The organism is Peptococcaceae bacterium 1198_IL3148, assembly GCA_036763105.1.
In the GTDB taxonomy this organism is placed as follows: domain Bacteria; phylum Bacillota; class Desulfotomaculia; order Desulfotomaculales; family Desulfohalotomaculaceae; genus JBAIYS01.
Genome location: JBAIYS010000007.1, coordinates 55,461 through 78,205 on the forward strand (window position 1 = coordinate 55,461; position 22,745 = coordinate 78,205).

Sequence of the window (22,745 nt, forward strand, 5' to 3'; positions counted from 1 at the left end):
AATAAATACAGTGACTGTGGGAGAGGTGAATCGGTGATTAAAAGTGTAATTAAACAAAAATTATTGATACTAGGGCTATTAATGGCAATGCTGATTGTATTGGCCATTGGCTGTAACAATCAAACTAACACCAAGGACAATCAAAATGAGGATAAAGTAGCTCAGCAAACAGAAAATGTAGTTACCTATCCAGGTATTGGACCCAATACCATTGCAGAAATTGTAGAAAAGGCTAGTCCAGCCGTGGTAAAAATAGAAACCCTGGTGGTGGAGGAAGTTAACAACCCATTGTTAAACGACCCCTTTTTCCGCCAGTTCTTTGGTGGCAACATTGAACCCCAAGCCAAAGCCAGACCGGGATTGGGGTCTGGTTTTATAGTGTCAAAGGATGGTTACATTGTCACCAATCAGCACGTTATTGATGGAGCCAGTAAAATTCAAGTGCGCATTAAAGGTCAAGATGAACCTATACCTGCTGAGGTGGCCGGGGCAGATTATGATTTAGACTTGGCAGTGCTAAAGATTAAGGCCAATAAAGATTTGCCCACGCTAAAACTGGGTAACTCTGATGCCATTAAGGTTGGCCATTGGGTAATAGCCATTGGTAGTCCTTATGGCTTGGAAGATACCGTCACCGTTGGTGTAATTAGTGCCAAAGAACGCCCCGTTGACATTGAGGACCGTCATTACAAGCATTTGTTACAAACAGATGCTTCCATTAATCCCGGTAACAGTGGTGGCCCCTTATTCAATCTTAATGGAGAAGTGGTGGGCATAAATACCGCGGTGAATGCCCAAGCCCAGGGAATTGGTTTTGCTATTCCCACCAGTACAGTACAAGAGGTGCTGGATGAATTAATTGAAATCGGTCGGGTAACTCGCCCTTGGATGGGTGTGCAAATAGAAACGGTCTCAAAGGAGCTGGCTCAGTACTATGGCTTAGATCAGGACTGGGGCGTACTGATAGGTGGAGTGGTGCAGAATAGCCCTGCTCAAATGGCTGGGTTAAAGCCAGGGGATATCATTACTAACATTGATGGTAAAAAGGTGACAACCGTTGATGAACTCACAGATATCGTTGAATCTAAGGAAGTTGGCGAAAAATTAAATGTTGATATTAATCGGTCAGGTCAGAAATTGCAGGTGATACTTAAAGTGGCTGAAAGACCTACCACCGGTAGCTAAAATGTGAGCTAAACACCGCCAGACATGAGGTGGTGTTTACTTTTATTAATGGTCGGAAAAAATAAGGACATGAAAATAAAATTACCCTATGGAGAATCTCAAATAGAAGCGGATATAAATGATGATAACGTTGCCGGCATTATTATGCCAAAGGGCAATAATAGTCAACAATTATCTCGAGATATAGTGGTAACAGCGTTGGCAAACCCCATTGGAAGTGATAGCATCCCTGTTTTGGTTAACCGAAATAAGCCTCGACAAATTGCCATCATCATCAGTGATGTCACCAGACCAATGCCATATGATGATATGCTGCCACCGGTACTCAATGAGTTGTTACAGGCGGGTGTAAAACCAGAACAGGTTACCATTGTGATTGCCACCGGTTGTCATCGACCCAATACCAAGGCTGAAATAATTGCGGCACTGGGCAGTGATATTGCAAACACCTATCACATCATCAACCATGATTGTAAAAGTAATCTTAAATCTGTGGGCTATTTGTCCAGCGGTATCGAATTGTTGATTAACTCGGCGGTAGCCGATGCTCAATTGAAAATTGCGTTGGGATTAATCATCCCCCATAAGTTAGCGGGCTATTCCGGTGGGTCTAAGGCAGTATTGCCTGGGGTTGCTGACTTTAAATCCATTACAGAGAATCATCGACTAATGACTAAACCCCATGTACAGGCCGGCAGTTATGAGCGGAACCCGGTGCGCAAACAAATGAATGAAGCTGCTCGGTTGGCGGGAGTAAACTTCATTCTTAATGTGGTTACTAACCATCAAGACCAAGTGATAGCGGCAGTGGCGGGGGATACCGACTTGGCTTGGCGACAGGGGGTTCAACTATGCCGAGAAAGTGCTTTGGTAAAGGTACCTAAAAAATGCCCGGTGGCGATAATCAGTTGTGGTGGCTACCCGCGGGATCTTAATGTTTATCAGGCAATCAAACCGATAGTCAATGCTGGTAAGCTGATCAATGGCGGTGGAACCATTGTGGTCTGTGCCCGCTGTCAAGAGGGATATGGAGATGAAGTATTTGCCCAATGGGTAACGGAAGCCCGCACCCCGGAGGACATTATTAAACGTTTTAAAGGGGGCTATGCTCTGGGAGGTCATAAAGCATATGTGTTGGCCAAGCTTTTAACCACCAATGAGGTTGTGTTGGTTTCAGATCTCAGCGCTCAGCATACCGAAAATCTTTTTATAAATTATCAGCCGGACATCGCAGCGGCCCTAACCTATGTTGAAAAAAAACACGGCCCGGATTACCGGGCCTGGGTGGTGCCATATGCGGGGTTAATACTACCTGATGTTAAAGCAGATTGATTTTGGTAGCGCCGCAACAACTCCGCTTTACTAATGGCAATCATTTTTGGTACCATTTTAGACCGATGCTTTAGTAAGTGAGAGACGCCCTGGGGGTGAAAAACCACCAACAACCAACGTTGATACCAGGTGGTGGCAAGGCGAAAAATTTTGGGATAGATATCATAGGTGCCAAAGCCAAAAAACCTAGCGCCCCGGTTAATCATGGTAATGCCGGCAACGGCTTTAATGTTGCGATAACGGGGATCGGTGGTCAAAGCCTCCGCCACCAATGGCAACGAATCTTTAACATGGCGCAGCAGTTTAATACCCACTTGCTCAAGGTGGGGTGATTGTGATGTCAGCTTCAGTAACAGGTTGTTGTCAAAGTGCAATTCACCCATTAGGTCACCGGGGTTTAGCATGGTGCCATCGGGTAACGTGATTGGTTGACCGTGGTGTTTACGCACCGCCAGTTTAAAGGTGGCATCCACCGCGCCGTTAATCGGCTTAACACCAGCCAGCCAGGCAAAACACCGTTCCCACAGCTCCCACCAAAAGATGGTGGTGCGTTTTCCGTAACCGAGGTGAGACCAGGCATGTAAAGTTTCTGCGGAGCCAATGCGATACCCTTGCTGTTTAATTTCCTCAATAATCATCGGCAATGCCTTTACCAATACCTGGGGTGCCCGGGCACTGGAACCCACCGGGCCAGCGCTGTCGTGCAACACTAAAATAGCGCCACTTTTTAACCGTCCACTGACCAGTTTAGTTATCCCCTCAGCGGTGCAGTTTTTTGTCCAATCCCAACCCATAAAAGTCCATAATACCGATCGGTGACCGGTTATTAAAAATGTAAAGAAATTGACAATATTAAATACCCCCCAGGGCGGTCGATAAAGCACCGGTGCCTGTGCCGTTACATTTTTCACCAGGGTGGTGGCAATGTCGATGTCCTTAATGGTGGCCCAAGGAGTCATTAGCCAAGCTAAACGATGTTGGCAGCTGTGAATACCAATTTTGTGTCCGGCGGCAATAATTTGTTTAATAACCTCTGGGTGCTGTTGGGCATTGTGGCCGGTGACAAAAAAGGTGGCGGTAATGCGATGGCGTTTCAACACTGCCAGCACTTGGGGGGTATGGATTGGGTCCGGCCCATCATCAAAGGTAAAGAAAATTTCTTTATGCCCCCTTGGCCCCCGTTGAACTGCCCCCAGACTAAAAAGGCGGGTTAGTATTGTGGGCAATAGCGTATAGATGAATAAAATTATTAGGCTAACCTTAATGACGAACAATGAATTTTCCTCCTAGCGAATCATTCTATCCACCGGGTAAAGTAGATAAAATATGGCCATAGCCACCAATATGCAGGCGCTTAAGTAGATGGTAGCCATTGTGCCAATGGCGTTGGTCACAATGCCGCCTAAACCTGGGCCAACGGCCACTCCTAAGCCCTCAATGGTGCCAAATATTCCCCACCCGGTGGCTTGCAGTTCTGGGGAAATTACCTTTGACAATAGCGTATTCCAGGCCGGCAGAATAATGGCATAAGATATGCCCACTAAAGTGGCCAACAAAAACACTGTGGTAATATTTTTAACCAAAGTGATGGTAAATAAAAAGGTGGCACTAAGACCAAAGCCCAGTGTAAGTAGCACCTTCAGCGGCAAGCGATCCACTAACTTACCCATTGGCACCAGAAAAAACAATGCCCCAGCACCGCCGCAAATCAGTAGAAACGCATACTGGTTGTGGTTTAATCCTAACACATTGTTGGCGTAGATGGGAAGCATTGGCAATAGTAAGCTGGCCGCCAGTGTTTGTAAAAACATCCCCGGCAGTAAAATGCGGGTAAAGGAAGATAGACCAGCCATGCGCTTTAACTCGTACCAAAAACCCAACCCTTTGGCACGATGGTTGGGTTTGGCGTTGGGAAAAGTAAAATAAGCTAATACAGTGGCAAATATAAACAATGACACCAGCAGAACCAGAGTGTATTGGTAACTGTGGGCCATGGCAAAATTGATTATCACTGGGCCACTGCCCATGCCAGTTAACCAAACAGCGAAGACTGCCCCCACGCGACCAGCCCGCCCGGGCAGGTTGACCGGAGCCACTAAAGCCATCACCGCTACCCAAACCGGCGACACTCCTAAGCCAAAAATTGCTGCAGCAATCATTAATTTCCAAGGTTCAGTTAAATAGACTAAGCCAACTAACCCCAACAGAGCCGTTAACATACCCAGCCTGACAATGGCACGGCCATGGCGGTCAAAAAATAAACCAGCGGCACCTTTAAAGATAGTTTCAAACAGGTAATGGGCGGACACAACAAAGCCAGCACTGACCACAGAGATACCCAAATGTTTCACTGCATACATGGGTAAGAAGGTAAGGAAAAAAGCTCCCCGGGTGAATTCTGTTAAAAAGACGACCAATAATAAACTGTAATCTCTAAAAGTAAAGTTCAAATTACTACGCACTGTTACCTCCCTAAAAAAAGACTAACAGCTTTATATTCGCTATTATAGAATAAATACCTGCGTTATCCAAAATTGGCAAAAATAAATATCTATTATGATAATTGGATAATTGTTAATATTATATTGCAACTGACTATTTAATTAGCGGAGGAAAAAATGAGAAAACTAAAATCACTAACCCTGGTGCTGTGTGTTTTACTGGCTTTGTTACTACCTGCCACCGTCTGGGCGGCACCGGGGGACAATTTGCAATTGGGTGACCATGGTGATGATGTGAAGTTTTTGCAACAAAAACTTCAGCAAGCTGGCTTTTATCCAGCGGGAGAATTGTCTGGCCATTTTGGTTTAAATACATTGCTGGCAGTGAATGAGTTTGAAGCAGAACACAAATTAAATGATGATGGCATAGTGACTAAGGAAGACTGGCTGGTGTTGGCCCCAGAAGTTTATAACACCGGTGGACAAGCTAAACACTCTGATAAAGTAGTACTTACATATGTGCAAGGAAATATCGGTATGCATTCTTTAGAGGAGAACAGTCAATCTATTGACTATTCGGCCCAATTTAACGCCTTTGTTGCTCCAGATGGCAGAGTAAAATTTGAATATGGTGTCTACCCCAAAGATGGAATGAAGATAGCAAAGGATAATAATATTAAGCCGCTGTTGGTGGTGCACAACATGGCCAATTACCCGGACAACGGTTATGTTTCGGTAACCAGTAAAGAGGTAATTCATCAAGTATTAAATTCTCCAGCAAAACGTCAAAGGGCCATTAAAGATACACTGCAGTTGGTTGAAAAATATGGTTTTGCCGGCGTAAATATCGACTTTGAGGCTATGCCGCCATCGGATCGCAATCAATTTACTTTGTTTTTAACGGAAATGCGGCAGACAATGGCGTCTAGGGGTTATTTAGTAACGGCGGCTTTACAAGCTAAAACAGAAGACAACCCCAGTGGTTATTTTGGGGCCTTTGATTATGCCAAAATTGGTTCGGTGTTGGATTATGCAGTGGTGATGACCTATGATTATAATGGTCCCTGGGGACAAGCCGGTCCGGTGGCAGCTTTGCCCTGGGTTAACGATGTGCTGAAGTATGCCACCAGTGTGATGCCCAGCCAAAAGATATTGATGGGTGTGCCGGCCTACGGTTATAGGTGGTCAATGGCCAATCAAAAAGTGGTGGATACCGGCGTAATACAGTGGCAAAAAGCTAAGGAGCTTACCAAGTATGGGCCAATAAAATGGGACAACCAATCCAGTTCCCCGTATATCAAATATAATAGTAGCAATCTCTATCATGAAGCTTGGTTTGAAAATAAGTACAGTTTGGAAATTAAACTTCAATTGATTAACCAATACAAATTGGGTGGCATTGCATTATGGAAACTGGGTTTTGAAGATGATAGCTTTTGGAAAACAGTAAATGACCACTTATAACTGATCACTTAGTTATTGCAATTGCATTGTATTCTGAATATAATGTAATTGAAATTGAAAATAATTCTCGAATGAGTGGCCATCTTCGCTGGTTGGCCATACCCTGGCGAGAAATATAGAAATTACTACAGTAGGCAATTTAATGGTTAGAGGGTGTAGTTAAAGGTGGTTAAGACAACAGACCATATTAATGATGTAAAAAATATAGTTATAACCGGCAATCCCAATGTAGGAAAGTCGGTTATTTTTAATTATCTCACCGGTGTGTATACCGATGTATCTAATTTTCCCGGCACCACTATGGACATAGTTTGTAGTCGCCGGGGAAATTATGTGTTTATTGATACGCCGGGTATTTATGGTCTGTCCGGGTTTAATAACGAAGAACGGTTAGCTCGGGATATTATACTGAGAGCTGACGTGGTGATTAATGTTGTTGACGCAGTCCACTTGGAACGGGATTTGTTTTTAACCCAGCAATTGATAGATGCCCACATTCCAATTATATTGGTGCTAAATATGATGGATGAGGCTAAAGCCCAGGGGCTTTATATTAAAACAGATGTATTGGCAAAGGAACTGGGGGTTCCGATAATATCTGCGATAGCCGTTAATAATAGTGGTTTGGATGAAATTAAAGACCAATTGCCAATGGTTGAACCGGGACATGCTCTGCCACAATTACAGTCCTTTGTAAAGGGTTTTGATGAAGGGGTACCTTGGCGAGAAGCGCTGTTAACGGCCGAAGAGCACCAGCAGGTTCGGGATGAGATCTACCGTCAGCGTCGGCAGCGGGTTAATGCCATTGTGGCCCAAGTGGTGCGGCAAATTAAAGTACAGGATTCCTTGAGCAAAAAGATTAGTAGACTAATGCTACGGCCGGTTACTGGTGTGCCAATACTGCTGGTAACTCTTTATCTGGTTTATAAGCTAATCGGCGTGTTGGTGGCTCAAACACTGGTTGAATTCACCGAGGGAGTGGTGATGGGGCAGTACTACGAACCCTTTATCCGCCATCTGTTAAGTGTGGTCACTGATGAAAATGGTGCGCTGTGGGCTGTATTGGCAGGAAAGTATGGGCTTTTAACCATGGCGGTGACCTACCTCTTTGGCTTACTATTACCGCTAATTGCTGGTTTTCAATTGGTAATGTCGATGCTAGAGGACAGTGGCTACCTACCAAGAATTGCCACCATGCTGGATCGCTTGTTAATTGGCATGGGGATGAACGGGCAGGCAGTAATACCACTGGTATTGGGATTTGGTTGTGTTACCATGGCCACGATGAGCACCCGAATGTTGGGTTCAGATCGGGAGCGGTTTATTGCCATATTTTTACTGGCCTTTACCATACCATGCTCGGCACAGATGGCCATTATTACCAGCATGCTTGCCGGTTTGGGCTTTTTTTATGCCCTGGCCTATGGTTTAATCCTATTTACTGCGCTGGTGGCCGCCGGTACACTGTTGTCAAAATTTATGCCCGGCAATTCCACTGCTTTGTGGATTGATTTACCACCGTTGCGTTTGCCGCGGCTAACCAATGTGCTTAAAAAGACCTGGTATAAGTCTAGCGAATTTATTACAGAAGCCATTCCTCTATTTGCTGGCAGTGCGTTGGTGCTAAGTATATTGGACATTACCGGTGGTTTGACAGCGATAGAAAACATGCTGGTGCCACTGACCGTTCAGTGGTTAGGGCTGCCAAAGGAGGTGGCCGGTGGCTTTATCATGGGATTCATTCGTCGAGAATTTGGTACAGCCGGATTGTTTATGGTGGAAATGGATGCTTTACAAAAATTCATTGCTTTAACAACAATTACTTTTTTTGTGCCGTGTATCGCCACCGCTATGATAATATTTAAAGAGCGCGGTTGGAAACAGGGAGCAGCCATTTGGTTATCTATCTTTGTGTTGGCCTTTGTAGTTGGAGGTGTAGTGGCTAAGTTAATTGCTATTTTAAAACTGATGCCTGGGGTTGCTGTTATGCCAATGTTGGCTGGGATTACCCTGTTGTTTTTAGTTGCAGTATTGTGGATAAGCTGGAGGAATGAAGAAAAATTATCTCTATAAACCATTGAAAGGTGTTTTCAGGTCAATATGAATCTATCAAAACAAATTATAGCAATTATATTACTGCTGTTTTTGGTAGCTTTTACCGGAGTGGCCTTTGCTGAGGAACCACAGGTGGTAGGGGAAGCGGCAGTTTTGATGGATGCCCGCACCGGGCAGGTGTTATATCAAAAAAATGCCTATAAGCAAATGTATCCAGCCAGTACCACAAAAATGCTGACGGCAATAGTGGCGTTAGAACGTGGTGAGTTGGACGATGTGATTACAGTGAGCGAAAAGGCTAGCTTAGTGGAGGGTTCCGCCATCTGGCTAAAAAAAGATGAGCAGATGGTGTTGGAGGATCTGTTGTATGCGTTGATGTTAAACTCAGCCAATGACGCAGCCATCGCCATTGCCCAACATATAGCTGGTACTGTCGAGCAGTTTAATTTTATACTCAATGAGACCGCGGCCGGATTGGGGGCTAAAAATACCCATTTTACCAATCCCAATGGCCTACCCGATGAAGATCATTATACCACTGCCTATGATTTGGCCGTTATTGCCAAAAACGCCTTAAAAAATGAAAAGTTTATGGAGATTGTTGGTACTAAAACCAAGACTATAGAACGTCAGGATCCAGAGGATTTTAAATACTTAATTAACCATAATCGGTTACTGTGGTTATATGAAGACGCCACAGGCATAAAAACCGGTTACACCACCGCAGCCCAGCAATGTATTGTGGCATCTGCCCACCGGGATGGTCGAGAACTGATTGCGGTGGTGCTAAAAACCGAAGGGGTAAATATTTGGCACGATTCAATGGCACTGTTTGACTATGGCTTTGATAACTTTCAACTGCAGCAGTTGATAACCAAAGGGCAGATTGTTGATAAAACCAAAGTCAAATATAGCCAAGATGAAGTACCTTTAGTTACTACGGCAGATGCCTATTATAATTTTTCAGTGGATCATCAGCTGGATATTAAACAAAAAGTTAAGTTGAATCAAGGTTTAAGTGCACCAATTGAAAAGGGTGACATTTTAGGTGAGTTAATTATCTATGATGGGGAAAAACAAATTAAGACTATCAAGTTACAGGCCGGAGCGACAATAGAACGCCCACTGAAGACCTTTTGGTGGTTTTGGCCATTGGCAATCATTGGTGGGCTGTTGGTGTTACTGGCGATACTAATTTTAATATTTATATTAACCTATTATATTCGACTAAGGGCAAAGAGAATAGTAATTAAACGCAGGCGTAGGAAATAAGGTTATTGACAATCGCACCATTTTGAACATATACTAAATTAAATAAATGGGGGTGGTCGTTTGAAAAAAGTTATAAATGAGATTGAAGAGGTTCTTAAGGCCAAAGAATATAAGCTTACCCCCCAAAGGGAAAAAATTCTCCAAGTGATGCTAGAGAACCAAGAACAACATTTAAGTGCCGAGGATGTTTACAATCTAGTAAAAAAGAAGTCACCTGATGTAGGATTGGCCACTGTATATCGGACAATGGAGTTGTTTCTGGAAAATGATATCATCCATAGCGTGGATTTTGGTGATGGTCGCAAACGTTATGAATATGGCAATAAAGAAGAAAAACATCATCATCATCACGCCATTTGTGCGCAGTGTGGTAAAATAATTGAAATTAATGACGACCTATTGGAGGAACTGGAAAATCAGGTGAGCAAAGAACACGGGTTTAAAGTAACCAATCACGAATTAAAAATTTTGGGTTATTGTAAAGAATGTGCTAAATAAAGCATGTTCTTTTTTTTTTGAAATTCCTCCTTTCACTTTGAACCTTGAAACATGCAGGAAAAGACATCCTGCAGGCAGAATCTATAATCAACAATGCTGAAAGGACTGGGCTGCATGAAAACAGTTCGTTATCGAATTCAGTTTAAGGACAGGGTAGGGATGGTACATGACGTATCCAACATGTTGTCGCTAAAAAATATTAACATTGCCTCACTGCAAGTGTTGCCAAACAATATGTATCTTGAGATTGAAGCAGTTAGCAGTGCCGAATGTGAACAACTGAAAAAAGAGCTGTCCCAAATAGCAGCGGTGGAAATGGTGGAGTATATTAACCTAATGCCGCACGAAGAACGAGAACGTAAAGTGAAGGCCGTTTTAGATTCAGTAAGTGAGGGCATTATCGCCATAGATAAGAATGGTTATATAAATATATTCAACCCCGCCTGCGAAAAAATTTTAAAATACAAAGCTCACGAAGTGATGGGCCGCCCCGTTAGTGAGGTGCTATCAAAAGATTTGCCGATGTTGCAGTCGTTAATCAGTGGTAGATCCTATGATAACAAAGAAATGATTATTGAGACACCCAAGGGGCGTAATCATTACCTCACCACCGGTAGGCCGATTTTAGATCAAGAAAATCGTATTTTGGGGGTGGTGGCTACCCTCAAAGATATGTCACAGGTCAGAGATTTAGTGTACTCCATTACCCAACCATCAATGATAACCTTTGATGATATTATCTATGGCAGCCAAGAAATGTCCCAAATAATTAAATTGGCTCGCAAAGTAGCCCAAAGCGATACCACGGTAATGATTAGGGGGGAAAGTGGTACCGGTAAGGAATTGTTTGCCCGGGCTATCCATATGGCCAGCCCTAGGTATAAAAAACCCTTTGTGCCATTAAACTGTGCTGCCCTGCCCGAGTCGTTATTGGAGAGTGAGCTTTTTGGTTATACAGATGGAGCCTTTACCGGAGCTAAAAAAGGTGGCAAACAGGGTTTATTTGAATATGCCAATGATGGCACGTTGTTTTTAGATGAAATTGGTGAGCTGCCGCCTCACCTACAGGCTAAGTTACTGCGGGTGTTACAGGATGGGAAAGTTAGACGTATTGGTGACAGAAAAGAAATCAGCATCAACGTCCGCATAATTACTGCCACCAACCGAAATATTGAAGCAATGATGGAACAGGGAGATTTTCGGGAAGATTTGTATTATCGATTAAACGTGTTTCCAATATCTATTCCGCCCTTAAAGGAACGACCCAGTGACATTCCACTGATAACTCATTTTTTGATGAAAAAATATAGTCACCGGCTCAACAAGAATATTACTGGCATCACCGATACGGCAATGGAAAAGTTAATAAACAACCGTTGGGCAGGGAATGTGCGTGAGCTGGAAAATGTAATTGAAAGGGCCATTAACTTGGTGGAAAATGGTATTATTAAGCCGGAACATATTATTTTAGACCATGATTCCAGATATATGCTTTCGGAAATCAAACGTTCTGCTGGTGGCGAAATAGAACCGATCAAAAATCAGATGCCAACCTTAAAGGAAGTAATATCTGATGCAGAAATGAAAGCCATTAAAGCAGCATTAGAGCAATGTAAGAGTATAAGAAAAGCAGCCAAACAACTGGGAGTATCCCACACAACAGTACTGAATAAAATGAAAAAACTAGGCCTATAAGGCAATTCTGAATTCTGAATTATCAATTTATTGCTAGTTTTGTATATTTCACGCCATTCATTCTTTCTAAATTTTAATTTAACATTTCTAATTTATAATTGTTTCGTTGTTACATTTGTGTGTCAACGGCAACTATCTCATCATATTATGGTATGAGGTGGTCTGGCGTGCAACGGAAGAAAAAAGTTGGTTTGGCCCTTGGTGGTGGCTTTTTAAGGGGAACCGCCCATGTTGGGGTGCTAAAGGTGCTGGAGCGGGAAGGTTTTAAACCAGATATAGTCGCTGGTACCAGTGCCGGAAGCATTGTGGCAGCCCTCTATGCTGCAGGCTGTCCGATTAGAGAGATTGAAAAAATGGCGGTGAACATCAAACCGGAACACGTATATGATGGTTGGTCTACATTGGCTAACCTGTTCTTAATTATGGGTGATTACCTAAGCGATTTTTTACATCTTAAATGCCCCCTTAGGGCCCCCTTGGGTGTTATGAAGGGAAAGAATTTAGAAAAGTTTTTAAAACAACTACTAAGTGATATCAACTTTAGCGATTTAAAAATGGCACTGGCCATTACTGCTGTGGATATAAATGTTGGCTCCAGGGTAATATTTGTGCAAAAACCAATGTTAAGACAAATCTTTTCACCGGACGTAGTATATGTGCGCAACGCACCGGTGGCAGATGCTGTCAGGGCCAGTACAGCGGTGCCCGGTTTGTTTGAACCCAAGAGAATTGGAAAGTACTTATTAGTTGATGGCGGTTTGCGAGAACAGGTGCCAGCCCAGGTGCTAAAGGCATTGGGGGCTGATGTAGTGCTGGCGGTCGACGTGGGTTACGACGGTGAGCCCAGTAGTGAAGTTGGCAGTATTGCCCATTTATTGTTGCAAACCCTTGATATTATCCGCAACGATGCTATTCAATTAGAGCTAAGTCATTATGCAGATATGGTGCTTTTGCCAGTGCTAAAAGATATCAGTGCGGTGGAGTTTGACCGCATTCCCTATGCCATTGCCCAAGGCGAAGCGGCGGCAGAAAAATGTCTACCCCAGATCAGAAAATTATTTAATAAGTAACAATCCGATAGGGGGGCTTAAATTGAGCCCCTGTATTTATTGGTGCTATAACAGGAGTGTTTATGGTGAAACATGTGGTTAGTGTTAGCCTAGGATCTGCCCAAAGAAATCATCGGGTGAAACAACGGCTGTTGGGGCAACAAATGCTAATTGAAAGAATTGGTACCGATGGCTCACTGGCCAAGGCGCAAAAAATCCTTAAAGATTTGGATGGCAAAGTTGATGCTTTAGCTTTGGGCGGTATCAATTTAACTTATCGAGTGGGCCGTTGTCATTACCCTTTGCGGGAGGGTAAAATAGTTTCTCGGGTGGTTCAACACACACCGTTAGTTGATGGTTCCAGTTTTAAAGATGTAGTAGAACCCCAAATGATTTACTACCTCAGCACTAATTATGGCTGGCCTGGGCCGGGTCAAAAGGTGCTGCTGGTTTCAGCACTGGATCGGTGGGGTATGGCCCAGGCGTTAGAACAGAGTGGGTGTCAATTAATAATTGGTGATGCACTGTTTGGTTTAAAACTGCCCCTTCCTTTTTATTCACTAAAAATGTTTCAACGAGCGGCTAAGTTGACATTACCACTACTTAGCCAGTTGCCCATTAAAATGCTGTACCCCTTAGGTGAAAAACAAGAACATTCCCAACCCAAATGGCAACATATTTTTAACAGTGCCAACATCATAGCCGGTGACTTTCACTTCATGCGCCGCTATATGCCCCCAGCATTGCCTGGGCGCAAAATCATCACCAGCACAGTGACTGCCAGCGATAGAGTTTTTTTAAAACAAAGGGGCATCAGTCACTTAGTAACCTACAGCCCTACCTTTGCCGGCCGTTCCTTCGGCGCCAACGTGCTGGAAGCAATTTGTGTAGCCCTATTGGACAAACCCCAACCAGAACCAGAAATGTATTTAGAAGTACTAAAGCAGTTGGGCTGGAAGCCAAATGTGGAACGGTTGAACTAAGGCAATTATGAATTATGAATGAATGAATTAAACTTTTGGCTTTAAAACTAGTAAAGAAACACAGGTGGCTTTGCCAATGGTTCCCGAACAAAAGTTTAGTATAAAAAACCTGGCACCTGCTGCAGTAAGCGAACGACATATAGGAGAGCAGCGAACCGAACTTAGCGAAGGAGGCCGGCGGAGGCAGGGTGGCGCACAGGACGTGTGCCACCGGCAACTGAGCCATGGACGGCGAATTTGCCGGGTACCCTGCCGGAGCCGGTCGGATGAGCTTAGTTCCGGTCTGCGAAACTATCCTAAAAGTGAGCGGTGCAGCAGGTGACAGGTTTTCCGTAACCTAAATCTCAACAACAAAGTAAATTTCAAACCACAGCAAAAGCCACCGGTATGTGAACGAGCAAAAGTTACTTAGGCGGAGCCAGACACCAGCCTGTGCATGAATTATGAATATAAAGAGACATAAGGAGGAAAAACGAAATGTTAGTGGATTATCACTGGCACACCGCCCGTTGTGGTCATGCCAGCGGCACTATGCAGCAATACATCGACGCCGCCCGGCAAATGGGCTTAATCGAAGTGGGGTTTGCGGACCATATCCCATTATATTGGTTGCCCGAAGCAGAAAGGGACCCAGAGTATGCCATGGGGATAACTGAACTTCCCCAATATATTAAAGATGTACAAGCCCGGCAGCAAAGCAATCCCGATATCAGCATCAAACTGGGGCTGGAAGTGGATTTTATCCCCGGCTATCAAGAGAAAGCAAGGGAAATAATCACTAACCTTCCATTGGACTATGTACTGGGGTCAGTTCATTACCTGGAGGGGTGGAGCTTTGACCACCCTGATTATATAGAGCGCTACCAAGAGTGGGATTTAATGGAATTGTACCACAGTTATTTTGAACAAGTATGTAACGCTGCCACCTCTGGCTTGTTTGATATCATTGCCCACACCGATCTAATTAAAAAATTTGGTTATCGCCCCCAAGGCCCATTAACGGGCCTTTATCAAAATACTGCCCGGGTGTTTGCCCAAAGTGGGGTATGTGTGGAGCTGAACACTGCAGGGTTAAGGGCACCCGCTAAAGAAATCTACCCGGCAATTGACTTATTAAGGCTGTTGTATCAATATAAAGTTCCCGTCACCATGGGGACCGATGCCCACAATCCCACTCAAGTGGGCCAGGGACTAGATGAAGCATGGCAACTTTTGAAGGCGGTGGGCTACGATAAAATAACAGTTTTTAAGCAAAGAAAGCGAGAATACAGATCCCTTTAAGGACTAAGCCTATATGAAATAGGGCATTAGTCCTTTTTTTTTCTTTTTCCTTCCAGTTGTGGGAGGATTTTTTATTTCGAATGTGGAATACAAGTGGAGTGAAGTGGTGGAAAGTGGTGTGTCTGATCCTTGCAGTGGGGTGACTGGGCATGTTTATGGGAGAATATTCGCATACGATTGATACCAAAGGAAGGTTAATTATTCCTGCCCGCTTCCGCGAAGGCCTGGGAGACAGGTTTATTGTGACCAAGGGCTTAGATAACTGTCTCTTTGTATATCCACAGGATGAATGGGCTGCTTTGGAACAAAAACTGAAGTCGCTGCCCTTTACAAAGGCAGATGCTCGGGCCTTCGTTAGATTTTTCTTCTCTGGTGCCGGTGAATGTGAGTTGGATAAGCAAGGAAGAATATTAATTCCGGCTAATCTACGTGCATATGCCCAGTTATCCAAGGATGTAATGGTGTTGGGGGTATCATCCCGGGTGGAAATATGGTCCAAAGATCTTTGGGATGAATACAACAATACCGCTGCCGAAAATTTTGCCGAAATTGCAGAAAAACTTGTTGACTTACTGTAAAAGGGTAATCCCTGTTCGAAATGGGAGTAAAATACTTGTCATTCATAATTCATAATTTCACCGTTATAAGCGAGTATCAAGTTTCCACTTTTGATACAAAATGTAATTATGAATATTATTACTAAAATTAGTTTTTATAGGTGGTATTGATATTGGACTTCTATCATATTTCCGTTTTGCTGGAAGAGGCTATGACAGGGCTGAACCTAAAGTCCGGCGGGATCTATGTTGATTGCACATTGGGCGGGGCAGGACACAGTGGTGAAATCCTTAGACGCACCGCTCCCAACGGCAGATTAATTGGGTTAGACCAAGATCCAATGGCCCTTAAAGCAGCCAGAGAACGGCTAGCTGAATTTGGTGATCGAGTGACCACAGTACAGTCAAATTTTACTGGTTTGGCTAACGTGTTGCAAAGTTTAAATATAGAGCAAGTGGACGGTGTGCTGTATGACTTGGGGGTTTCATCCCCCCAATTGGATAATCCGGAAAGGGGCTTTTCCTATATGCATAATGCCCCTTTAGACATGCGGATGAGTCCAGAAAACCCAATGACGGCCAAGGATTTGGTAAATACGCTGACTGCAGAGGAATTGGCCAAAATCATCCAAGAATTTGGGGAAGAAAGATGGGCCAAACGGATTGCCCAATTTATTGTCAATGAACGTACTCAAAAAGAGATAATTACCACTTACCAGTTGGTGGAAGTGATAAAAAAAGCGGTTCCTGCTGGGGCCAGACGTTCGGGGCCACATCCAGCCAAAAGAACCTTTCAGGCGCTGAGAATAGCGGTAAATGACGAACTGGGCATTTTACAGCGTGCCTTTACCGAGGCGGTACGCTGTTTAAAGCCAGGTGGGCGAATATGTGTAATCACCTTCCACTCATTGGAAGATCGCATTACCAAAGATGTATTTAAACATTTGGCAGCGGGTTGTATATGTCCACCCAGCCTGCCGGTGTGTAATTGCAATAAGAAAAAGGAAATCAAAATCATTACAAGAAAGCCAATTCTGCCATCTAAAGAGGAATTGGAACAGAACCCTAGGGCACGCAGCGCCAAATTGCGTGTGGCTGAAAAAATAGCTTAAGTTCTAAACTGCTGGAAGGGTGAATAGATTTTGATACTAGCTAAGGAAAAATTAGACTATCAACCCCAACAACAACCAGAATCACAATTGCAACCAGTTAAAGAGAAAAAGCTTTCCCGTGGTCAAAGGGTACAGCAAAAGTTGCTATTGACATTTATGGTGTTATGTTGCTTTGTGATGGGTACTCTGGTGGCCTACTATTATGCTCAGGTTGCTTATGTGGGTGTCCAAATTGATGCTCTGCAAAAAAAGGTGGCAGAATTGCGCCTAGAGGGATATGGGTTAGAGCAAGAGATTACCCAAATTGTTGCTTTGGAGCAAATTGAAAAAATAGCAACCACTGAGTTGGGGATGATTAAGCCCGTTGATGAAAATGTTGTGCTAGTATCTAACAGCAATGCTGTTGCTAATTCAGATATCAAAACAGAAAACCCAGTGACAGAACCAGACAAGCAAGTAGAAACTATTACCCTGCCGGAGTCAGATAAAGTTGATGTTCAACCTAAAAATAGGTTGATTCAAGCATTTGCTGACATGATGGAACGTTGGAACTCTTAATGGATTGTTGTACAAGGGCAGGGCGGCAATAGGAGGTAATTGATGAGAACCAACATCGTCATTCGGAAGAGAATTGCCGTGCTCTTTATTATTTGTGTAGCTTTACTATCATTGTTAATTGGTAGATTGGCTTGGATTCAATTTGTTCGTGGTGATGAGTTGCGGCAAGATGCTGCCAATTACCGCATGAGAGAAGTTCCGGTAGAAGCTAAAAGAGGGACAATTTATGACCGTAATCTAAATGAACTGGTTACCAGTGTCAGTGCAGATTCTGTATATGCCATTCCTTCCCATGTTGAAAATAAAGAAGCCGTTGCCAAACAGCTGGCAGAAATTCTCAACATGGATGAGCAAGAGGTGCTTAAAAAGCTTAATAGAAAAAGTTCTTTTGAATGGATTAAGCGTAAAATAGATTGGGACTCTGCCAAAAAAATTAAAGATCTAAAAATAGCGGGAATCGGTTTTACTGAAGAAAGTAAACGGTTTTACAAACAGGAGACATTGGCCCCCCATTTGCTTGGCTTTACCGGCTTAGATAACCAAGGCTTAATTGGCATAGAAAAGGTATATGATGAAGAACTTAGGGGTATCCCTGGTCAAAGTGTGTTGGAATATGATGCAGCGGGAAGAGAAATTCCCCATGCGTTGCATGAGTACAAACCAGCCCAACAGGGCAATAATCTGGTTTTGACCATTGACCAGACTATTCAGTATTTTGTAGAGCGGGAGCTGGACAAAATTATGGCCCAGCATAACCCCACCAGTGCATCCATTATTGTTATGGATCCGCATAATGGAGAAATATTGGCCATGGGCAACCGCCCCACCTTTAACCCTAATAATTGGCAGGATTTTGAAACAACCATTTGGGATCGCAACTACTCCATTTGGTATAACTATGAACCGGGGTCGACCTTCAAAATTATCACTGCAGCAACTGCGTTGGAAGAAAAAACCGTCGGTTTAAATGACAGTTTTTATTGTCCTGGTTATATCAAAGTTGCTGACCGAAGAATCCGCTGTCATAAGGGTGATGGTCACGGTAGCCAAACCTTTGTGGAGGTGGCCCAGAATTCCTGTAACCCAGGATTCATTGAAGTGGGACTGGATATTGGCAAAGAAACCTTTTATAAATATATTAAAGCCTTTGGCTTTAATCAGTTAACTAACGTTGGCATTCCCGGCGAATCTAAGGGAATTATAATTCCGGAAAAGGATGCTACCAACTTAAACTTGGCCACCATGTCCATGGGCCAATCCATTGCGGTAACGCCAATTCAGTTGATTACCGCAGTTTCAGCAGCAATTAATGGTGGCCACTTAATGCAGCCGCAAATCATCAAGGAAATCAGGGATAATGATAATAAAGTTATTGAAACTACCAAACCCAAGGAAGTACGTCAGGTGATTTCTGAAGAAACATCTAAGGAATTAAGGGGAATATTAGAAAATGTAGTGTTAAAGGGTTCCGGTAGAAACGCCTATGTTGAAGGTTATCCCGCCGGTGGTAAAACCGGTACCGCCCAAGTGGTAGGGGAATATGGTGGTTATGAAAGCGGCAAGTATGTAGCCTCCTTTGCGGGCTTTGCACCGGTTGATAATCCCAAAATTGCAGTGTTGGTGATGGTTAATGAACCTAAAGGAGGCGTCTATTATGGCAGTCAGGTTGCAGCTCCGGTATTTGCTCCGCTAACCAGAGATATATTGCGCTACATGGGTGTGCCCGAAAAAAGGGATATGGAAAAACCCAAATCATTACCATACCAAGTTGAGGAAGAAAGTATTATAATAGAAGTTCCTAATGTGGTTAATTTATCCCTTGCCGAAGCTCAGAAAGAGTTGCGGGCTGCTGGATTAGCATTTCAAACCAAGGGCGAAGGGCAGATTGTCTACCAACAAGTTCCGGGAGCTGGTGCCTATGTTGAGAATGGCACCACCGTGGTTTTGGATCTCAGCCCACCAGAAGATGATGTACCCAGTGGCAAAGTAACGATGCCTAACTTGTCGGGCTGTACCATTAAAGAGGCCAGCAATATTTTAGAAAGCATGGGCTTGCAATTGGAAGCCACCGGCACTGGTTTAGCAGACAGCCAAAGTGTAAAACCAGGCACAAAAGTGAATAAAGGAACCACAATTAAAGTTACGTTTAAACCTCCGGGAACAGAAGAAAAAGCTGAAGAAACTCAGGTAAGGCCATGATTTAATGGCCACCTGAGTTTTTTAGAGATATGAAAGTTGCTTTAATTGGTAAAAATAACTAGTAAGACAATTTTGAATTAAGAATTATCAGTTTAAGTGCTTGGTGCCAATCGCGAAACAATGTTACCGTACAAAATGCAGTTGCTCAGGTTGGTACCTGGCAGTGTCAAGTAATAGTTGTTAACCTAAAATTAGTTGGGAGGAAATAAATTGTTATTGAAGGATGTTGTGGCGGAATTAGATGTTTGCCATTTAGAAGGAAGTTTAGACTTTGACATTCAAGGTATTGCCTATGATTCTCGCAAAGTGCAGCCCGGTTTTCTATTTGTGGCCATTAAAGGATTTGTAACTGATGGTCATGATTATATCAACCAAGCGATTCAAAACGGGGCCAGTGCGGTGATTGTAGAAAGGCCGATGACAGCGGCGGTGCCCACGATTCAAGTGGCAGACAGCCGCATTGCTTTAGCACTAACGGCAGCCAAGTTTTACCATTATCCATCTAACAAATTGACTATTACCGGTGTTACCGGTACCAATGGTAAAACCACCACCACCTATTTAATAGCGGCTATTTATAAAGCGGCTGGCAGCAAAGTGGGGTTGGTGGGCACAATTCAGAACCTAGTTGGCGGTAAAGAAACTCCTGCCACCAATACCACCCCAGAATCCTTAGATTTACAGCAGCTATTTGACAACATGGTTAATGCCGGGGTTACCCATGCCACCATGGAAGTTTCCTCCCATGCTTTGGCTTTAAATCGTACTTACGGCGTTGAGTTTGATGCTGCGGTATTCACCAACATTACCCAGGATCACTTGGATTTTCACCAAAATATGGAGGACTACGCAGCGGCTAAGGCAAAACTTTTTACAATGGCCCCACTGGCCATTATCAATGCTGATGATGGCAGAGCCCAAGACGTGATTGCCGCCAGTAAAGGGACGGTGGTTACATATGGTATTCGTCGAGCGGCTGATGTGGGGGTCAAGGATGTGCAATTGACCGCCCAGGGGGTATCATTTATTACCACCGGCAAATACGGAGAGCACAAATTAAATCTCAAATTAACTGGTGAATTTAACGTCTATAATGCACTGGCAGCCTTTACATTAGGCGTGGCCCAGGGTTATGATGTTGAAGTGGTGATAAAAGCCTTAGCGGGTGTGACCGGAGTGGCTGGCCGCTTTGAATTGGTTGATCGCGGGCAACCCTTTGCAGTGGTGGTGGATTACGCCCACACCCCTGATGGCTTAGAAAATGTTTTAAAGGCTGCAAAAGCCATCACCACCAACCGGTTAATTGCGGTATTTGGTTGTGGCGGTGATCGAGATCGCACCAAAAGACCGATTATGGGGGAAATTGGCACCAAGTACAGCGATTTAGCAGTAATTACGTCGGATAACCCCCGAACTGAAGAACCAGATCAAATCATCGCGGAAGTGCTGGAAGGGGTACAAAGGGCGGTGGATCTAGACCACAGCTATAAGGTATTGGCTGATCGCCGTGAGGCCATTAATTATGCCATTAAAGAGGCTAAACCCGGTGATGTGGTGGTAATTGCTGGCAAGGGTCACGAAACCTATCAAATTATTGGTAAAACTAAGTATGATTTTGACGATCGCCTAGTGGCGGCCCAGGCGTTAGAAAGCCTTGGTTATAAGGGCTAACGGGGAGAAAATAAATGAAGAAGTTGACTGTAAAAGAAATTATTACCGCCATTAATGGACGGCTGTTACAGGGAAATACCGAACTGGAAATAAATAATGTTTGTACCGATAGCCGTAAACTTAATCCGGGGGATTTGTTTTTTGCCCTAAAGGGGGAAAATTTTGATGGACACCATTATGTGCAACAGGCTGTTAACAGTGGAGCGGCGGCACTGGTGGTGGATAGAGAGCTGCCTGACTTGCCTAAACCGGTCACTGCCATTTTAGTGACCGACACTTTAAAGGCTTTGCAGCAGTTGGCCGGCTACCATCGTCGGCGTTTTGATATCCCGGTGGTGGGTGTTACCGGCAGTAACGGCAAAACCACCACCAAGGACTTAATAGCAGCTGTGCTGGGTCAAAGGTACAGGGTTTTAAAAAACCAAGGCAACTTTAACAATGAAATTGGGCTACCACTGACACTGCTGGCGCTGGATGACCATAATGCTGCGGTGGTGGAAATGGGTATGCGCGGTGGCGGCCAGATAGATGCGTTGTGTAACATTGCCGACATTAGTGCCGCGGTGATTACCAACATTGGTGAAACCCATTTAGAGTTATTGGGGTCTGTGGAAAACATTGCCGCCGCCAAAGGTGAAATTCTTGACCATGTACCATTGGAAGGATTTGCACTGATACCGGCAGCAAGCAGCTTAGCGTTGGCACAGGCCAAGCGCTGCCGTGGCAAAGTTTATACCTTTGGCGTAGAATGTTCAGGAGATTACGTTGCCGCCGATGTGGTGGTCACCGAAAAGGGCAGTAGCTTTAATGCTGTGACCCCCCAAGGGACGGTGCCGGTGGAGCTGCCCATTCCAGGAAGACATAACGTTAGTAATGCCATGGCAGCATTGGCGCTGGGACTTAACTTAGGGCTAACACTGACTGAGGTGGCGGCAGGACTAAAAAACACCACCATTTCTGCCATGAGGCTGGAAATATTACAGTTTGGTGAGATTACAGTAATTAATGATGCTTACAATGCTAACCCAGATTCCACCAAGGCAGGTCTAAAGACGTTGGCCGATTTAGCCGGTGGTCGCCGTCAGGTGGCTGTGTTGGGAAGTATGTTTGAACTGGGTGCCCGAGAAGTTCGAGGACATTATGAAACCGGTGCGGCAGCGGTTGGGGTAGATTTACTGGTGACAGTGGGCCAATTGGCCAAAAATATTGCCACCGGTGCTAAGGAATCTGGTATGGCGGCAGAAAAGGTGCAGTGGTTTGCTGATAATCAGTCGGCCACTTCGTTCCTAAAGAGTAGCTTGCAACCGGGAGATATTGTTTTAATAAAGGGCTCCCGGGGCATGCACATGGAAGAAATAGTTGCCGCTTTGCAATAGCTGTTTAGTTTGGAGGA

The 22,745-nt window shown here is 44.1% G+C and carries 18 protein-coding genes; 16 read left to right on the forward strand and 2 right to left on the reverse strand.

Going from position 1 to position 22,745, the window contains the following annotated elements; genetic code table 11:
- The first annotated feature begins 33 nt into the window (after positions 1 to 33).
- Both V6C27_08265 and larA read left to right on the forward strand, forming a co-directional pair.
- Positions 34 to 1,185, forward strand: a complete 1,152-nt coding sequence (locus V6C27_08265) for a trypsin-like peptidase domain-containing protein (protein MEG6616408.1) — start codon at positions 34 to 36, stop codon at positions 1,183 to 1,185.
- A gap of 69 nt (positions 1,186 to 1,254) precedes the next feature.
- Positions 1,255 to 2,517 carry a nickel-dependent lactate racemase gene (larA, locus tag V6C27_08270; protein ID MEG6616409.1) on the forward strand — a complete coding sequence of 421 codons (1,263 nt, stop codon included), beginning with the start codon at positions 1,255 to 1,257 and terminating at the stop codon, positions 2,515 to 2,517.
- Here larA and V6C27_08275 read toward each other — a convergent pair.
- Both V6C27_08275 and V6C27_08280 read right to left on the reverse strand, forming a co-directional pair.
- Positions 2,457 to 3,791: a polysaccharide deacetylase family protein gene (locus tag V6C27_08275; GenBank protein ID MEG6616410.1), complete on the reverse strand. Its 1,335-nt coding sequence runs from the start codon at positions 3,789 to 3,791 to the stop codon at positions 2,457 to 2,459. The genes larA and V6C27_08275 overlap by 61 nt on opposite strands.
- 12 nt (positions 3,792 to 3,803) lie before the next feature.
- The gene (locus V6C27_08280; GenBank protein ID MEG6616411.1) at positions 3,804 to 4,979 is read right to left on the reverse strand and encodes an MFS transporter; all 1,176 of its coding nucleotides are present in this window, start codon (positions 4,977 to 4,979) and stop codon (positions 3,804 to 3,806) included.
- 156 nt (positions 4,980 to 5,135) lie between these two features.
- Here V6C27_08280 and V6C27_08285 point away from each other — a divergent pair, with 156 nt between their 5' ends.
- The 14 genes from V6C27_08285 to murF all read left to right on the forward strand — a co-directional run bounded on the left by V6C27_08285 (position 5,136) and on the right by murF (position 22,728).
- Positions 5,136 to 6,422 carry a glycosyl hydrolase family 18 protein gene (locus tag V6C27_08285; protein MEG6616412.1) on the forward strand — a complete coding sequence of 429 codons (1,287 nt, stop codon included), beginning with the start codon at positions 5,136 to 5,138 and terminating at the stop codon, positions 6,420 to 6,422.
- 165 nt (positions 6,423 to 6,587) lie between these two features.
- Positions 6,588 to 8,495 (forward strand): ferrous iron transport protein B, encoded by a 1,908-nt coding sequence (gene feoB / locus V6C27_08290; GenBank protein ID MEG6616413.1) that lies wholly within the window; start codon positions 6,588 to 6,590, stop codon positions 8,493 to 8,495.
- Between the two features lie 27 nt (positions 8,496 to 8,522).
- A complete protein-coding gene (locus V6C27_08295; protein MEG6616414.1) occupies positions 8,523 to 9,749 on the forward strand; it encodes a D-alanyl-D-alanine carboxypeptidase family protein in 1,227 nt (408 codons plus the stop codon).
- Positions 9,750 to 9,809: 60 nt separating this feature from the next.
- A complete protein-coding gene (locus V6C27_08300) occupies positions 9,810 to 10,247 on the forward strand; it encodes a Fur family transcriptional regulator (protein MEG6616415.1) in 438 nt (145 codons plus the stop codon).
- A gap of 93 nt (positions 10,248 to 10,340) precedes the next feature.
- Positions 10,341 to 11,942, forward strand: coding sequence for a sigma 54-interacting transcriptional regulator (locus tag V6C27_08305; GenBank protein MEG6616416.1), 1,602 nt, complete (start codon positions 10,341 to 10,343; stop codon positions 11,940 to 11,942).
- Between the two features lie 167 nt (positions 11,943 to 12,109).
- Positions 12,110 to 13,012, forward strand: a complete 903-nt coding sequence (locus V6C27_08310) for a patatin-like phospholipase family protein (protein ID MEG6616417.1) — start codon at positions 12,110 to 12,112, stop codon at positions 13,010 to 13,012.
- Between the two features lie 62 nt (positions 13,013 to 13,074).
- Positions 13,075 to 13,974, forward strand: a complete 900-nt coding sequence (locus V6C27_08315) for a quinate 5-dehydrogenase (protein MEG6616418.1) — start codon at positions 13,075 to 13,077, stop codon at positions 13,972 to 13,974.
- A gap of 477 nt (positions 13,975 to 14,451) precedes the next feature.
- The gene (locus tag V6C27_08320) at positions 14,452 to 15,255 is read left to right on the forward strand and encodes a histidinol-phosphatase HisJ family protein (GenBank protein ID MEG6616419.1); all 804 of its coding nucleotides are present in this window, start codon (positions 14,452 to 14,454) and stop codon (positions 15,253 to 15,255) included.
- A 149-nt stretch (positions 15,256 to 15,404) separates the two neighbouring features.
- On the forward strand, positions 15,405 to 15,833 hold the full coding sequence (gene mraZ / locus V6C27_08325) for a division/cell wall cluster transcriptional repressor MraZ (protein MEG6616420.1): 429 nt from the start codon (positions 15,405 to 15,407) through the stop codon (positions 15,831 to 15,833).
- Positions 15,834 to 15,985: 152 nt separating this feature from the next.
- A complete protein-coding gene (rsmH, locus tag V6C27_08330) occupies positions 15,986 to 16,924 on the forward strand; it encodes a 16S rRNA (cytosine(1402)-N(4))-methyltransferase RsmH (protein ID MEG6616421.1) in 939 nt (312 codons plus the stop codon).
- A gap of 30 nt (positions 16,925 to 16,954) precedes the next feature.
- Positions 16,955 to 17,482 carry a septum formation initiator family protein gene (locus V6C27_08335; GenBank protein MEG6616422.1) on the forward strand — a complete coding sequence of 176 codons (528 nt, stop codon included), beginning with the start codon at positions 16,955 to 16,957 and terminating at the stop codon, positions 17,480 to 17,482.
- A 39-nt stretch (positions 17,483 to 17,521) separates the two neighbouring features.
- Complete coding sequence (locus V6C27_08340) at positions 17,522 to 19,681, forward strand: stage V sporulation protein D (GenBank protein ID MEG6616423.1); 2,160 nt, start codon at positions 17,522 to 17,524, stop codon at positions 19,679 to 19,681.
- A 210-nt stretch (positions 19,682 to 19,891) separates the two neighbouring features.
- Entirely contained in the window at positions 19,892 to 21,352 is a 1,461-nt protein-coding gene (locus V6C27_08345; GenBank protein ID MEG6616424.1) for a UDP-N-acetylmuramoyl-L-alanyl-D-glutamate--2,6-diaminopimelate ligase, read from the forward strand.
- Positions 21,353 to 21,366: 14 nt separating this feature from the next.
- Positions 21,367 to 22,728, forward strand: a complete 1,362-nt coding sequence (gene murF / locus V6C27_08350; GenBank protein MEG6616425.1) for a UDP-N-acetylmuramoyl-tripeptide--D-alanyl-D-alanine ligase — start codon at positions 21,367 to 21,369, stop codon at positions 22,726 to 22,728.
- Positions 22,729 to 22,745 lie beyond the last annotated feature (17 nt).